This window comes from Pseudomonas sp. FH1 (genome assembly GCF_000510895.2).
GTDB classification, from domain to species: domain Bacteria; phylum Pseudomonadota; class Gammaproteobacteria; order Pseudomonadales; family Pseudomonadaceae; genus Aquipseudomonas; species Aquipseudomonas azotoformans_A.
In genome coordinates this window covers 69868-83340 of sequence record NZ_AOHM01000133.1, presented here as the reverse complement: position 1 = coordinate 83340, position 13473 = coordinate 69868, and the positions used below count along the sequence as shown (strand labels likewise).

Annotated in this window: 12 protein-coding genes; 1 reads left to right on the top strand and 11 read right to left on the bottom strand. The window is 61.6% G+C overall.

Features of this window, described 5'->3' with window-relative positions:
- Positions 1-7 precede the first annotated feature (7 nt).
- Entirely contained in the window at positions 8-781 is a 774-nt protein-coding gene (locus tag H096_RS30305) for an enoyl-CoA hydratase (RefSeq protein ID WP_033902889.1), read from the top strand.
- A 54-nt stretch (positions 782-835) separates the two neighbouring features.
- On the opposite strand, the gene H096_RS30300 is transcribed toward H096_RS30305, so the two are convergent.
- From H096_RS30300 to arnC, 11 genes are all read right to left on the bottom strand, one after another.
- A complete protein-coding gene (locus tag H096_RS30300; protein ID WP_033902888.1) occupies positions 836-1987 on the bottom strand; it encodes an acyl-CoA dehydrogenase family protein in 1152 nt (383 codons plus the stop codon).
- A gap of 3 nt (positions 1988-1990) precedes the next feature.
- Entirely contained in the window at positions 1991-3094 is a 1104-nt protein-coding gene (locus H096_RS30295; RefSeq protein ID WP_033902887.1) for an enoyl-CoA hydratase/isomerase family protein, read from the bottom strand.
- Between the two features lie 141 nt (positions 3095-3235).
- Entirely contained in the window at positions 3236-3946 is a 711-nt protein-coding gene (locus tag H096_RS30290; protein WP_033902886.1) for an HPP family protein, read from the bottom strand.
- A gap of 172 nt (positions 3947-4118) precedes the next feature.
- Positions 4119-5741, bottom strand: coding sequence for a phospholipid carrier-dependent glycosyltransferase (locus tag H096_RS30285; protein ID WP_033902885.1), 1623 nt, complete (start codon positions 5739-5741; stop codon positions 4119-4121).
- A 3-nt stretch (positions 5742-5744) separates the two neighbouring features.
- Entirely contained in the window at positions 5745-7124 is a 1380-nt protein-coding gene (locus H096_RS30280; RefSeq protein ID WP_033902884.1) for a UDP-glucose/GDP-mannose dehydrogenase family protein, read from the bottom strand.
- Positions 7121-7522, bottom strand: coding sequence for a 4-amino-4-deoxy-L-arabinose-phosphoundecaprenol flippase subunit ArnF (gene arnF / locus H096_RS30275; protein WP_033902883.1), 402 nt, complete (start codon positions 7520-7522; stop codon positions 7121-7123). The genes H096_RS30280 and arnF overlap by 4 nt, the downstream gene beginning before the upstream one ends.
- Positions 7519-7866, bottom strand: a complete 348-nt coding sequence (gene arnE / locus H096_RS30270) for a 4-amino-4-deoxy-L-arabinose-phosphoundecaprenol flippase subunit ArnE (protein ID WP_033902882.1) — start codon at positions 7864-7866, stop codon at positions 7519-7521. The genes arnF and arnE overlap by 4 nt, the downstream gene beginning before the upstream one ends.
- Positions 7863-9518, bottom strand: a complete 1656-nt coding sequence (arnT, locus tag H096_RS30265) for a lipid IV(A) 4-amino-4-deoxy-L-arabinosyltransferase (protein ID WP_033902881.1) — start codon at positions 9516-9518, stop codon at positions 7863-7865. The genes arnE and arnT overlap by 4 nt, the downstream gene beginning before the upstream one ends.
- Positions 9515-10399, bottom strand: coding sequence for a 4-deoxy-4-formamido-L-arabinose-phosphoundecaprenol deformylase (gene arnD / locus H096_RS30260; RefSeq protein WP_033902880.1), 885 nt, complete (start codon positions 10397-10399; stop codon positions 9515-9517). Before arnD ends, arnT begins: the two co-directional genes overlap by 4 nt.
- Positions 10399-12402, bottom strand: a complete 2004-nt coding sequence (gene arnA, locus H096_RS30255; protein WP_033902879.1) for a bifunctional UDP-4-amino-4-deoxy-L-arabinose formyltransferase/UDP-glucuronic acid oxidase ArnA — start codon at positions 12400-12402, stop codon at positions 10399-10401. The genes arnD and arnA overlap by 1 nt, the downstream gene beginning before the upstream one ends.
- The gene (gene arnC / locus H096_RS30250; protein ID WP_033902878.1) at positions 12399-13433 is read right to left on the bottom strand and encodes an undecaprenyl-phosphate 4-deoxy-4-formamido-L-arabinose transferase; all 1035 of its coding nucleotides are present in this window, start codon (positions 13431-13433) and stop codon (positions 12399-12401) included. Before arnC ends, arnA begins: the two co-directional genes overlap by 4 nt.
- Between the last annotated feature and the right edge of the window lie 40 nt (positions 13434-13473).

Here is a 13473-nt window from a genome sequence, read left to right as displayed (position 1 = left end):
CCGATACATGAGTTACGAAACCATTTTGCTCGACGTCCAAGGCCGCGTCGGGCTGATTACCCTCAATCGCCCACAAGCCTTGAACGCCCTGAATGCGCAACTGGTCAGTGAATTGAACCAGGCGCTGGATGGTCTGGAAGCCAACCCGGAAATCGGCTGTATCGTGCTGACGGGTTCCAAGAAAGCCTTCGCCGCCGGTGCCGACATCAAGGAAATGGCCGAGCTGACCTACCCGCAGATCTACCTTGACGACCTGTTCAGCGACAGCGACCGCGTGGCCAACCGCCGCAAGCCGATCATTGCCGCCGTCAACGGCTTTGCCCTGGGTGGTGGCTGCGAACTGGCATTGATGTGCGATTTCATCCTGGCCGGCGATGGCGCCAAGTTCGGCCAGCCGGAAATCAACCTCGGCGTACTGCCGGGCATGGGCGGCACCCAGCGCCTGACGCGCGCCGTGGGCAAGGCCAAGGCCATGGAAATGTGCCTGACCGGGCGTTTTATCGACGCCGTAGAAGCGGAGCGTTGCGGGATTGTCGCGCGGATCGTGCCCGCCGATGAACTGCTGGAAGAAGCACTGAAAGTCGCCACCCTGATCGCCGGCAAGTCGGTGCCGATCAGCATGATGGTCAAGGAAAGCGTGAACCGTGCGTTTGAAGTGAGCCTGTCGGAAGGCGTACGTTTTGAGCGCCGGGTGTTCCATGCGGCGTTTGCGACGCAGGATCAGAAGGAAGGCATGGCAGCGTTTGTGGCCAAGCGTGCGCCGGAGTTCAAGGACAAGTAAGCGCATGTGGGAGCTGGCAAGCCAGCTCCCACCGTTGTTGTGTAGCGTGTCAGGTTACAGCTGGTAATTTTTCAGTTCGCGAGCAATCACCATCCGCTGAATCTCGCTGGTCCCCTCGTAAATCTGCGTGATCCGCGCATCCCGGTAGTAACGCTCCACCGGATAATCCTCCAGATAGCCGTACCCGCCATGAATCTGCATCGCTGACGAGCAGACTTTCTCGGCCATTTCCGAGGCAAACAGCTTGGCCTGGGAAGCTTCCGACAAACACGGTTTGCCGGCACTGCGCAGTCGCGCGGCATGCAGGATCAACAAGCGTGCGGCATTCAGTTGGGTCTGCATGTCGGCCAGCAGGTTGGCCACACTCTGGTGTTCGATGATCGCCTTGTTGAACTGCACGCGATCACGCGCATACGCCAATGCTGCCTCAAACGCGGCACGGGCGATGCCCAGCGCCTGGGCGGCAATGCCGATGCGTCCACCTTCCAGGTTGGAGAGGGCAATCGCCAGGCCTTTTCCGCGCTCACCCAACAGGTTGGTCTCGGGCACTGTGCATTGGTTGAGGGTGACGGCGCAGGTGTCGGACGCGCGGATGCCCATCTTGTGTTCGGTGCGGTCCACCACGAAGCCCGCTGTTGCGGTGGGCACCAGGAACGCCGAGATGCCTTTTTTGCCCAGTTCCGGGTCGGTCACGGCAAACACGATCGCCAGTTTGGCGCGCTTGCCGTTGCTGACGAATTGCTTGGCGCCGGTGATCACCCACTGGCCATCGCGCAGCTCGGCGCGGGTGCGCAGGTTGTGGGCTTCGGAACCCGCTTGGGGTTCGGTGAGGCAGAAGCAGCCAATCGCCTGGCCGCTGGCGAGGTCCGCCAACCATGTCTGCTTTTGCGCTTCTGTGCCGTAGTTGAGGATCGGACCACAACCCACTGAATTATGGATACTCATCAGCGCGCCCGTGGCGCCGTCGCCGGCAGAAATCTCCTCCACGGCGAGGGCGTAGGCGACGTAATCGACATAGGTGCCGCCCCATTCTTCCGGCACCACCATGCCCAGCAGGCCCAGTTCGCCCATCTTGGCGACCAGGGCATCGTCGATCCAGCCCGCTTTTTCCCACGCTTGGGCGTAGGGCGCGATTTCGCCACGGGCAAAGTCGCGCGCCATGTAGCGGATCATCACTTGTTCTTCAGTGTATTCAATGTCTTGCATGGCTTAGTTCGCAACCTTCTCGAAGTGATGAAAGAAGCTTTCTACATGGCTGAGAGCCAGTCCATGCAGGGTGGGTGGGTTCCAGCGCGGGGCTTTGTCCTTGTCGATGATCAGGGCGCGCACGCCTTCGATCAGGTCGCCACGTTCGAACCATTGGCGGTCCAAGTGCAATTCCAGGGCAAAACATTGCTCAAGGGGCAGGCGCCGGCCGCGACGCAGCATCTCCAGGGTCACAGCCATGGCCAGGGGCGAACGGGTCAGCATCAGGTTGGCGGTGTTCAGTGCCCATTCATGGCTGTCGCCGACGGTGACTTGCTGCAGCTGCTCGACGATGCTCGGCACATCCGGCAGTGCGAAGAAATGGTCGATGGCCGTGCGCCAGGCGGCCAGCGGTGCGTCGGGGAGTTGCTGCACGGCCAGCTTGGCGAGCACGCCTTGCAGGTCCTTGAGTGGCGAGTCGTGCCACTGAAGGCGGTCAAGCTTCTGGTCCAGATCGGCCAGCTTGTTGCTTTCCAGATACCAATCCGCCAAACCGCAGTAGAGCGCGTCGGCTGCGCGGATCTGCACCCCGGTGACGCCCAGGTAAATCCCCAGCTCACCCGGAATGCGCGGCAGGAAGTAGCTGCCGCCCACATCAGGGAAGTAACCGATGGCCACTTCCGGCATCGCCAGGCGGCTGCGCTCGGTGACCACGCGCAAGTCAGCGCCTTGCACCAGGCCCATGCCGCCGCCCAGGACAAATCCATCCATGAGTGCCAGTACCGGTTTGCGGTAATGGTGGATGGCCAGGTCCAGTGCGTATTCCTCGACGAAAAAGTCCTGATGCAGCGTATCGCCGTTCTTGAAGCTGTCGTACAGCGAACGGATATCGCCTCCAGCACAGAAGGCCTTTTCGCCGGCGCCGCGCAGGACCACGGCGTACACCTGCGGGTCATCGGCCCAGGCCTGCAGTTGGGACGCCAGGCTGCGCACCATGTTCAGGGTAATGGCGTTCAAGCCAGCGGGGCGATTGAGGGTGAGGTGGCCGATATGGTTACGGACCTCGGCGAGGACTTCGTCCTGAAGTGTTTCTGCGTGGCTTGCCTCGGATGAAACCTGAGCAGTCATCGATAACTCCCTGCTTTTATTGTTCTTTATCAAGATGTTCGCGGACGAACCTTCTCGTGATCGTACCAGTGCAAATTTGCCCAGTACAACCGTGAATCCTGCAGGTCGTTTTTGCATTTATGCAGCGAGGGGACGATGGGCTCAAGGCACCCGGCTGGCCAGGACTTCACCAATGCTGCGGCGTCGCGCGTGGGTTTCTGCGGCGTGGATCAATTGTTCCAGCTCCGTGGGCTCCACATCGTAGAACTGCTCCATGTCGGCCAGCGCCAGCTTCAAATCGGCGGCAGTAATGGCGGGGTTTTGAGCGGCATCAGGGTTATTCAAGGGAAGCGTTGGAGCTTCAGCGGCGCCTTTGGGATACCGCGTGCGAGTGGCGTTGTTGTAAGCCAGCGCACAGGCCAGCAGCGCGCCAGCACCGAGCAAGACCGCGCCCAACTCATACCAACCGAGGGCGGCGGAGGCGGGGTCGGCCAACACCAGCGTCATGGCCAAGCCGCCGGCCGGCGGATGCAAGCAGCGAAGCCAGCACATCAGCACCACGGTCATGCCCGCCGCCAGGCACGCGCCTCCCAATGAAGGGCCCAGGACGCGAGCCACCAGCAGCGCCACGACACCGGCACACAGGTAGCTGCCGATAATTGACCAGGGTTGCGCCAGGGCGCCGGACGAAACAGCGAACAACAACACCGCCGAAGCCCCAAGCGGGCCGAGCAGGTGCAGCGCCACCTCCATCCCAAACACTTGTGAGCACAGCCAGACACTGAACAGCGTGCCCAGGGCCATGCCGATGGCGGCACGGCTCCATTCCGTGGGGCGGGTGTTGATAGCAGCGGGGAACCAGCGAGCGAGCATTGAAGGGGGATCCATAAACAGCGGGCAAAAAAAAGGCTTGTCTGGTTGCCCGGAAAAGCCCTTTGAAAGTTCCAACATTTGGGGGAAGGAACGCATGCAGTGTGCCGCCCCGGTGAACAGGGCGCCAATGCATATTAATGAAGGTTGAGTGCAAAAAAAATGAAGTTGAGCCTCAGGGTTGTGGGCTTTTTTCCAAATGCAGCAGCACATAAGGGTTACGATCAAATTCGCCGGCCAAGGTCGGCGTGATGGAACGCAAGCGTGGGTCCGTCAAGCCTTCATAGTCTGCCTCGCTCATCACCAGCCACGCGGGCCCCTGGAGGGGCTTGAGGTCGGCCGCCTGCTGAGTGAACAACGGCACCTGGTCGCAATTGAGGTTGACCATGTACTTGATGGCCTTGGCGTCTTTGCCCAGGCCGTGCAACACCACCGGTGCCTTTTGCTGCATCACCTGTTCATGCACTTGCAAAGTAAAGGTGCGGGTGTCGTAGACGCTGCGCTCCAGCGGTTCGACCACCATGATGTAGGTGGCCCATACGGCCAGTACCGCGGCAAACGCCGGTCCGACCGTACGCAGTTGTGTCTTGAGCAGCGCCAGCAGTGCCACGACTTGCAGCCCACCCAGCACACCAAATACCCAGCCCAGATGGCTCAACTGTTCCGGATAACGCGGCCGTGCGAACAGCAACCCTGCGATCAACAGTGTCGGCAACAACGTCCAGATACCCAGCATCAATCCGCGCAACCCGGCAAACAACCGCCCGTGTGCAACCTGGAACGGATACGCCGCAATCATCGCCGCCATGGGCAGCATCGGCAGCACATAGCGCGCCTTCTTCGCCTGGGGAATCGACAAGCCCAGCATCACCAGCAACCCGGCGGCCGCGCAGTACCACACCAACTGCAACGCTGGCCCAGGCGCCCGCCGTCCGCTGATCAGCATGGCCAACAGCACCAGCACAGCCATCGGATACGCCAGGGCATAGTTGCCCAGGGAGCTGGTGAAGTAATACAGCACACCGCTGGAACCTTCGCTGCCGTCCATGCGCCCGAGGAACTGCATGCGAATTACGTCCTGCATGAACGGCTCGCCGCCACTCAGCTTGGCCATCAGCAATAGCAAGCCGACACAGGCCACCAACAACGCCAGTGCAAGCAAGCCGAAGCTGAACAGTTGCCGCCATTGGCGGTTGATCAGGTAATAGCTGCACAACACGCCCGTGGGAATGACCAAGCCGATCGGCCCGCGCACGGCAAAGCCGATAATCAGCAGCAGATACAGCCAATGCAGGCGTTTACCGGCCCCAAAGTGATCGTGGGCATACCCCAGGTAGAACACCGCCAAGGCGATGGCGGCCAACATCTGGTCGAGGGACACCGCGCGGGTTTCGCTGATGAAGGTGCTGCTCAGCAACAGGATCGCAATGCTCAGCAGGCCCCAGCGCTGGGAGTAGGGCGCCGTCAGGCGATACACCAGCATGACGATCACCGCCGAGGCCATCGCCGTGGGCAACCAGGCCGTGAGGCTGGTGACTTGGCCGAACGGCAAGGACAACAACCACGTCAGCAGCGTCGACGTGGCCAGGTAATCCGCATAAGGCTGGCCGTAGGTGGTCGGGAAGAATCCCGGCCCATGGCGCAGCATCTCCTGGGCGAACAGCACGAAGCGGGAATCGAAGCCGATAATCGCCTGGTGCCAGCTGCCGGCGATGAACAGCAACAACGCCAGCAATCCCAAACCGAGGGATTGGCGGCGGATCGTTGGGGTTAACAGGGGCGGTCGATCTTTGTTCACGTCTCAGGCTTCCACGACCTGCGGCAACCACTGCTGCTGCGGAATCGGCAACTGGCAGGAGTCGCCACGGCCGATCGGGTAGTACTGGAAGCCTTTGCGCGCCAGGCGCTCGCCGTCGTAGAGGTTGCGGCCGTCGAAGATCACCGGGGTTTTCAGGCGCTGGTGGATCAGGTCGAAGTCCGGCGCCTTGAACTGCTGCCATTCGGTGCAGACGATCAGCGCATCGGCGCCGCCCAGGGTGGATTCCGGGGTGCCCATCAGCATCAGCCGTGGATCATCGCCGTAGATGCGCTGGGTTTCCTGCATGGCTTCGGGGTCGAACGCGCGCACGTTGGCGCCGGCCGCCCACAAGGCTTCCATCAGTACGCGGCTCGGCGCATCGCGCATGTCGTCGGTGTTCGGCTTGAACGCCAGGCCCCACAGGGCAAAGGTCTTGCCGCGCAGGTCGCCCTTGAAGAATGCGTTGATACGTTCGAACAACTTGCTCTTCTGACGCTGGTTGATGGCTTCTACTGCTTCCAATAGGTCGCTGGAGCAGTTGGCTTGCTTGGCGCTGTGGATCAGGGCGCGCATGTCCTTGGGGAAGCACGAACCACCGTAGCCGCAGCCGGGGTAGATGAAGTGGTAGCCGATACGCGAATCGGCACCGATCCCCAGGCGTACGGCTTCGATGTCCGCGCCCAGGTGTTCGGCCAGCTCGGCGATCTGGTTGATGAAGCTGATCTTGGTCGCCAGCATGCAGTTGGCGGCGTATTTGGTCAGCTCGGCGCTGCGCAGGTCCATGAAGATGATGCGGTCGTGGTTGCGGTTGAACGGGGCGTACAGGTCGCGCATCACCTCGCGCACTTCTTCGCGCTCGCAGCCGATGATGATGCGGTCCGGGCGGCGGCAGTCGGCCACGGCCGAGCCTTCCTTGAGGAATTCCGGGTTGGAGACGATATCGAACTCCAGGTGACGACCCGCCAGGTGCAGGGCTTTTTCGATATGCGCGCGCAGGGTGTCGCCGGTACCGACAGGCACGGTGGATTTTTCCACCAGGATCACCGGCTCCTTGCGATGACGAGCGACCGCATCGCCCACCGACAGCACGTACTTCAGGTCAGCCGAGCCGTCTTCGTCCGACGGCGTGCCCACGGCGATAAACAGCACTTCGCCGTGTTCGACCGCGAGCTTCTCGTCATAAGTAAAGTGCAGTCGCCCGCTTTCCAGGTTTTCCTTGACCATCGCCGCCAGCCCCGGCTCGAAGATCGTCACATGGCCTTTCTGCAAAGATTCGACCTTGTTTTTGTCAACGTCCATGCAGATGACATCGTGACCGACTTCGGCCAATACGGTGGCCTGCACCAGACCGACGTGACCACTACCAAATACACTGATTTTCATGGGGCATTCCTGGGACTTGTAGCGCTAGCACGACGAGAGTTGATAACCAGCACACCGAGGATGACCAAGGCCACCCCCAGGGTTTTTGAAACGGAAAAGTGTTCGTTGAACACCGGCAGGCTGGCCGCCAGCAGGTACACCAGCGCGTAGCTGATGCTCAACAATGAATAGGCGCGGCCCAGCGGCAGGTGCTTGAGCGCGCCGAGCCAGCAGAGCATCGACAGCGCGTAGGCAAGGATCGCCAGGCTCACCACGCCGAGGGCGCCGAGATCGATCTGTGCACTGAGCCACTCATTGGGCAGCGGCAAGCGCGTCATGCTCCAGCGCATGCCCAACTGGGCAGCACTGACCAGGCCGACACTGCCCAACGCCAGGGCAAAACCTTGGACCCGGCTCATACGTGGCGCCCCAACAACACGACACCACCGATCACCAGCGCCACGCCCAGCCAATGACGGCTGTCGATGGGCTCATGAAAGACAAACCGCGCCACCAGGGTGACCAGCACAAAGTTCAGGCTGAGCATGGGGTAGGCGATGCCCACTTCCAGGCGCTGCAACACCAGCAGCCACACCAGCAGGCCGAGGCCCAGGCACATCAGCGCCGACCACAACCACGGCGAACGCAGCTTCAGCGCCCAGCCCTGGGGCACATCGCGCCAGCTTTCCACGGCGAATTTCTGCGACACCTGGCCCATGCAGGTCAGCAGGCACGCGGCCAATAACAGCAGCAGGGTGATCAAGGCGTCACCTGCGGGAAGATCAGGATCACGATATTGCCTTGCTCATAGCGCTTGCCGTCATTGGGCAGCAGCGCCACTTCAGCGATTTCATCGTCACCTTTGACGCGCATCACCACACCGACCGGGCCTTGCTTGCGCGCCTCGCTCATCCACTGCTGGACTTGGGTGGTGTCAATCTTGTGATGCGTGGCGTCCGGGTAGGCCAGGCCGTATTTGACTTCGCCGACGGTGTTGTAGAGCGTCACGTCCGGGCGTGCCAGGCGCCAAGACAAGGCCGACGCCGCGCCGAGGTCATTGCTCAGCAGGGCCGTGGCTGGCTGCAGTTCCTGCAGGTGATCGATGATGAATTGGTCAGGTGTCTTGTTGTAGACCACCGAATGCGGCAATGCGGCAGGCAACAAGGCCACCATCAGCCAACTGCCGAGTACCGGCGCGGCCCACAGACGTAGCGGTCGCGCAGCCTGCAGCAGGTTGACCAGGATCCAGGCGAACAGAAAGGTGAACACCAACACCAGGCTGAGGGTTTCCTGGCCGTGCTCGTAGACCGGCTTCTTCAGTTGCACCCAGGTCAGCGCCAGCAATGCAACTACGCCGATAATCAGGTTCAGCCAACCATTGATGCGCAATGCACGGCTACGGCCTTGGGCCAGTTTGTCGGCCAGGGTGTTGCCCATCAACAACGCCAACGGCAGCAGGCATGGCACGATGTACGAGGGCAGCTTGCCCTTGGCCAGGCTGAAGAACGCCAGGGGCATCAGCAGCCACAGCAACACAAAACCGATCTTTGCGCTGCGCTTGTCCTGCCAAGCCTGTTTGAGCGTGGACGGCAACAACGCCACCCACGGCAGGCAGAACGCAACCAGCAGCGGCAGGTAATACCAGAACGGCTCGGCGTGCTGCGCATCGTCGCCGGCAAAGCGCTGGATATGCTCGTGCCAGAAGAAGAAGTTCCAGTAGTCGGGCTCTTGCAGGTGCACGGCCAGCGCCCAAGGCAGACTGACCACAATCGCTACAACCACAGCGACCAGGCCATAACCCAGCAGCTCACGGAAACGCTTTTGCCAGATCGCATAGGGCAGCGCGATCAATACGGGGAGCAGCCACGCCAGGAAACCCTTGGTCATAAAGCCCATGCCGCAGGCAAACCCCAACAGCGCCCAGGCAGCGAGTCGCCCATTGCGGGTGGCACTGTCGAAACAAAACCACAGGGCCACGCCGGTCAGATTCACCCAGAAGGTGAACTGCGGATCGAGGTTGGCATAACCGCCCAGGGCCGCCACGCTGACAAAACTCATGTACAGCACGGTGCTGATCAGGCTTTTTTGCGGGTCATTCCACAGCCGGCGTGACACCAGGTACACCAGCACAATGCTCAAGCCGGTGCTCAAGGCCGACGCAAAGCGCACACCGAACAGGTTCTGCCCGAAGATCGCCTGGCCCAGCGCGATCATCCAGTAGCCCGCCGCCGGTTTCTCAAAGTAACGAATGCCCATGAAGTGCGGCGACGCCCACTTGCCGGTCAGCAGCATTTCCTGGCTGATCTGCGCGTAGCGCGTTTCGTCCGGAATCCACAGGCCATGGGTGGCAAGCGGCAACAGGTAAAACACGCCAAACGCCAACAGGAGCAGGGGCAGGGCCCAACGGCGGATCATGCCTGTTGCACTCCGAGCCAACCCTCGCGGCCGGGCAAGGCGCCGCGCACCAGCTGTTGCTGGGGCAGGGTGGTCAGGTCGGCCGGCAGCAAGTCGCCCAGCGGTTTGAAGTCGATGCCGCGCTGCCCTGCCTGGGCGAGCAACTGGCGAAAATCATTGGCCATCAGAATCCCTTCTACTTCTGCGTGGATCGTATAGACGTTGAGCTTCGACGCGGCAAAGCGGTCGAGGATGAACGTGTTGAAGTCTTTGGCAGCCACCACCGGCCCGACGACTTCGTCGAAGGTCGGCAGGTCCACCGGAATTTGTGGGGTGCCCGCGCTACCATCGGCCAAGGTTGGACGAAACAGGCTGGTGCCCCGGCAATCACTGTTGTAGCGGAAATTGAAGCCTTGCTTGGCTTGCGCCACGCGCTCGTCGGCACGCCAACCGGCGGCGGCCGAACAGTCGATGCGCTCGCCGAGAATGTCATTCAAGGTGTCGACGCCACGGCGGATCTGTTCGATCAGCTGTGCCTCGCTCCAGCGCCCGGTGTTGGCCTGCCAGCCGTGGTGGTCCCACGCATGCAGGCCCACCTCATGCCCGGCGGCCTTGGCCTGGCGCATCAAGTGCCCCAGGTCACGGCCGATCGGCTTGCCTGGCCAGGCGGTGCCAGCCAGCAAGATATCCAGGCCATACAGGCCGACGGCATTGGAACGCAGCATCTTCCACAGGAACTGCGGGTGGATGAGACGCCACAAGTGGCGCCCCATGTTGTCCGGCCCGACACTGAAGAAGAACGTCGCTTTAACCCCCGCTTCATCCAGGGATTCGAGCAACCGTGGCACACCTTCACGGGTGCCGCGGTAGGTGTCGACGTCAATGCGAAGACCTGCCTGCATTACTTCTGCACTTCGGTAGACTGGGCGATTTCGAGCATGGCCTCGCGCAAGAAGAAGTCCAGCGTGTTGCCGATGGTTTCGCTCATCTCCACGGTCGGCTCCCAGTTCAGCAGGCGCTTGGCGTTTTCGATGCTTGGCTTGCGGTGGGCCACATCCTGGTAACCGGTGCCGTAGAACGCCTTGCTCTCGACATCGCGGAAACCGGCGAACGGTGGGAAGTTGCCACGCAGCGGGTGCGCTTCGAACTGACGCAGCAGCTCTTCACCCAGTTGACGGATGCTGGCTTCGTTTTCCGGGTTACCGATGTTGATGATCTGGCCATTGCACGCGTCGTTGTCGTTATCAATGATGCGCGCCAGGGCTTCGATACCGTCAGCGATGTCGGTGAAGCAGCGTTTTTGCTCGCCGCCGTCGAACAGGCGGATCGGCGTGCCTTCCACCAAGTTCAGGATCAACTGGGTGATCGCACGGGAGCTGCCGATACGCGCCGAATCCAGGCGGTCGAGGCGCGGGCCCATCCAGTTGAATGGACGGAACAGCGTGAAGTTCAGGCCTTTGGCGCCGTAGGCCCAGATCACACGGTCCAGCAGTTGCTTGGAGACCGAGTAGATCCAGCGTTGCTTGTTGACCGGGCCGACCACCAGGTTGGAGGTGTCTTCGTCGAAGTACTGGTCCTGGCACATGCCATAGACTTCGGAGGTCGACGGGAAGATCACGCGCTTGTTGTACTTGACGCAGTAGCGCACCAGCTTGAGGTTTTCTTCGAAGTCCAGCTCGAACACACGCAGCGGGTTACGGGTGTATTCGATCGGGGTGGCGATGGCCACCAGCGGCAGGACCACGTCGCACTTCTTGATGTGGTACTCGATCCACTCGGTGTGGATGCTGATGTCGCCTTCCACGTAATGGAAGTTCGGGTGGCTGCGCAGGCGCTCGATGGCGTCGGAGCCGATGTCCAGGCCGTACACTTCGTAGCGGTCGTCACGCAGCAGGCGCTCGGACAGGTGGTTACCGATAAAGCCGTTCACGCCGAGGATCAGCACGCGGGTACGGCGCGGTTTGCGGCCGGACTCGGCGCCACGCAGCACGGAACCGTCGACCAGGCCCAATTCGTTGGCCAGGGAAGGACCGGCCAGGTACAGGCCGTTGTCGTTGCGCTGGCCGAACTTGACCACCAGGGAGTCTTCACCGCAGGCAATGCGCAGCGGGTTGACGCTGATCACACGACCCGGCGCGAGGCCTTCGTTGCCCTTGACCACTTCGGCTTGCCACACGATCAACTTGTGCTCGCCCACCGCGCAGAAGGCGCCCGGATAGGGTTGGGTTACGGCGCGCACCAGGTCGAACAGTTCTTCAGCCGGTTTCTTCCACTCCAGCTTGCCATCGGCAGCGGTACGGCGACCGAAGTAGGTGGCCTGGCTTTCGTCCTGGGCGGTTTCAGCCAATTTGCCTTGGGCCAGTTGCGGCAGGGCATCGCGCAGCAGGTTGCTGGCGGCCTCGCGCAGTTTGGCGTGCAGGGTCAGGCCGGTATCCGTGCGGTCGATCACGACTTTCTGCTGGGCCAGGATCGCGCCGGCATCGGCACGCTTGACCATGCGGTGCAGGGTCACGCCGGTTTCGGTTTCGCCGTTGACCAGCACCCAGTTGGCCGGGGCGCGGCCACGGTATTTGGGCAGCAGCGAGCCGTGCAGGTTGAATGCACCTTTGCGGGCGGTGGCCAGCAGGGGTTCGCTCAGCAGGTTGCGGTAGTAGAACGAGAAAATGTAGTCCGGGTTCAACTTGGCGATGCGCTCGATCCACAGCGGGTGGTTGGCGTCTTCCGGCGCGTGCACCGGGATACCGTTGCGTGCGCACAGTTGGGCAACGGAACCGTAGAAGTTGTTTTCCTTCGGGTCGTCGGCATGGGTGAACACAGCAGCAATTTCGTAACCGGTGTTGAGCAGCGCTTCAATGCCTGCACAACCAATGTCGTGGTACGCGAATACAACAGCTTTTGAACTCATGATTGGACCTGATCAGCAGAAGAAGTAGAGGTATGGGAAGACACCAGGCCGTCAACGACGACCACGGGAGCCGGTGCTGCCGGTTGGTTGCGCAGCACTTTTTCGATAAAGAAGCGTGGGCGGGCGCGCACATCGCTGTACATGCGGCCCAGGTATTCACCCAAGAGGCCCATGCCGATGAACTGGCCGCCGGTGAACACGAACAGCACCGCGAACAGCACGAACAAGCCGTCGCCGGCCCAGTCGGCACCAAAGGCCAGGCGCATGACGATCAACGCCAGGGCAAACAGCATGCCCAAGGCCGCCAGGCTGAAGCCAACGATGGAGAGCAGGCGCAGCGGGGTGGTGGTCATGCACGTCAGCAGGTCGAACATCAGGCTGATCAGGCGCATGGCGCTGTATTTGGATTCACCGTGTTCACGCTCGGCGTGGTGCACCAGGATCTCGGTGGTGTGGCGGGCAAAGCCGTTGGCCAGGATCGGGATAAAGGTGCTGCGCTCGCGGCAGGCCAGCATCGCGTCGACGATGGTGCGGCGGTAGGCGCGCAGCATGCAGCCGTAGTCGGTCATGGCAACGCCAGTAGAGCGCTGCACGGCCAGGTTGATCAGGCGCGAAGGCCAGCGGCGGAAGGCCGAGTCCTGGCGATTGTTGCGCACGGTGGCGACCACGTCGTAGCCGAGGGCGGCTTGTTCCACCAGGCGCGGGATTTCTTCGGGCGGGTTCTGCAGGTCGGCGTCGAGGGTGATCACCACTTTGCCCCGGCACTGCTCGAAACCGGCCATGATCGCCGCATGCTGGCCATAGTTGCGGTTGAGGATCACCGCGACCACGTTGCTGCCGTCTTCAGCGGCGGCGTCTTCCAGCAGTTGGGCCGAATTGTCGCGACTACCGTCATCCACCAGGATGATTTCGTATTCGTAGGCCAGTTGCTTGCAGGCTGCAGTGGTGCGACGCAGCAATTCAGGCAGGCTCTCTTGTTCGTTGTAGACCGGGATAACGATCGACACGCAATGAATAGGGTAGGGTTTCAAAGATTCATGACCTCGGGGTTAGAGCAACTTGGAGCATGGA

Bases quoted from the DNA above. Each gene is read 5' to 3' on its own strand.
- H096_RS30305 (WP_033902889.1), top strand. From the start codon at position 8: ATGAGTTACGAAACCATTTTGCTCGACGTCCAAGGCCGCGTCGGGCTG.
- H096_RS30300 (WP_033902888.1), bottom strand. From the start codon at position 1,987: ATGCAAGACATTGAATACACTGAAGAACAAGTGATGATCCGCTACATG.
- H096_RS30295 (WP_033902887.1), bottom strand. From the start codon at position 3,094: ATGACTGCTCAGGTTTCATCCGAGGCAAGCCACGCAGAAACACTTCAG.
- H096_RS30290 (WP_033902886.1), bottom strand. From the start codon at position 3,946: ATGCTCGCTCGCTGGTTCCCCGCTGCTATCAACACCCGCCCCACGGAA.
- H096_RS30280 (WP_033902884.1), bottom strand. From the start codon at position 7,124: ATGAAAATCAGTGTATTTGGTAGTGGTCACGTCGGTCTGGTGCAGGCC.
- arnF (WP_033902883.1), bottom strand. From the start codon at position 7,522: ATGAGCCGGGTCCAAGGTTTTGCCCTGGCGTTGGGCAGTGTCGGCCTG.
- arnT (WP_033902881.1), bottom strand. From the start codon at position 9,518: ATGATCCGCCGTTGGGCCCTGCCCCTGCTCCTGTTGGCGTTTGGCGTG.
- arnD (WP_033902880.1), bottom strand. From the start codon at position 10,399: ATGCAGGCAGGTCTTCGCATTGACGTCGACACCTACCGCGGCACCCGT.
- arnA (WP_033902879.1), bottom strand. From the start codon at position 12,402: ATGAGTTCAAAAGCTGTTGTATTCGCGTACCACGACATTGGTTGTGCA.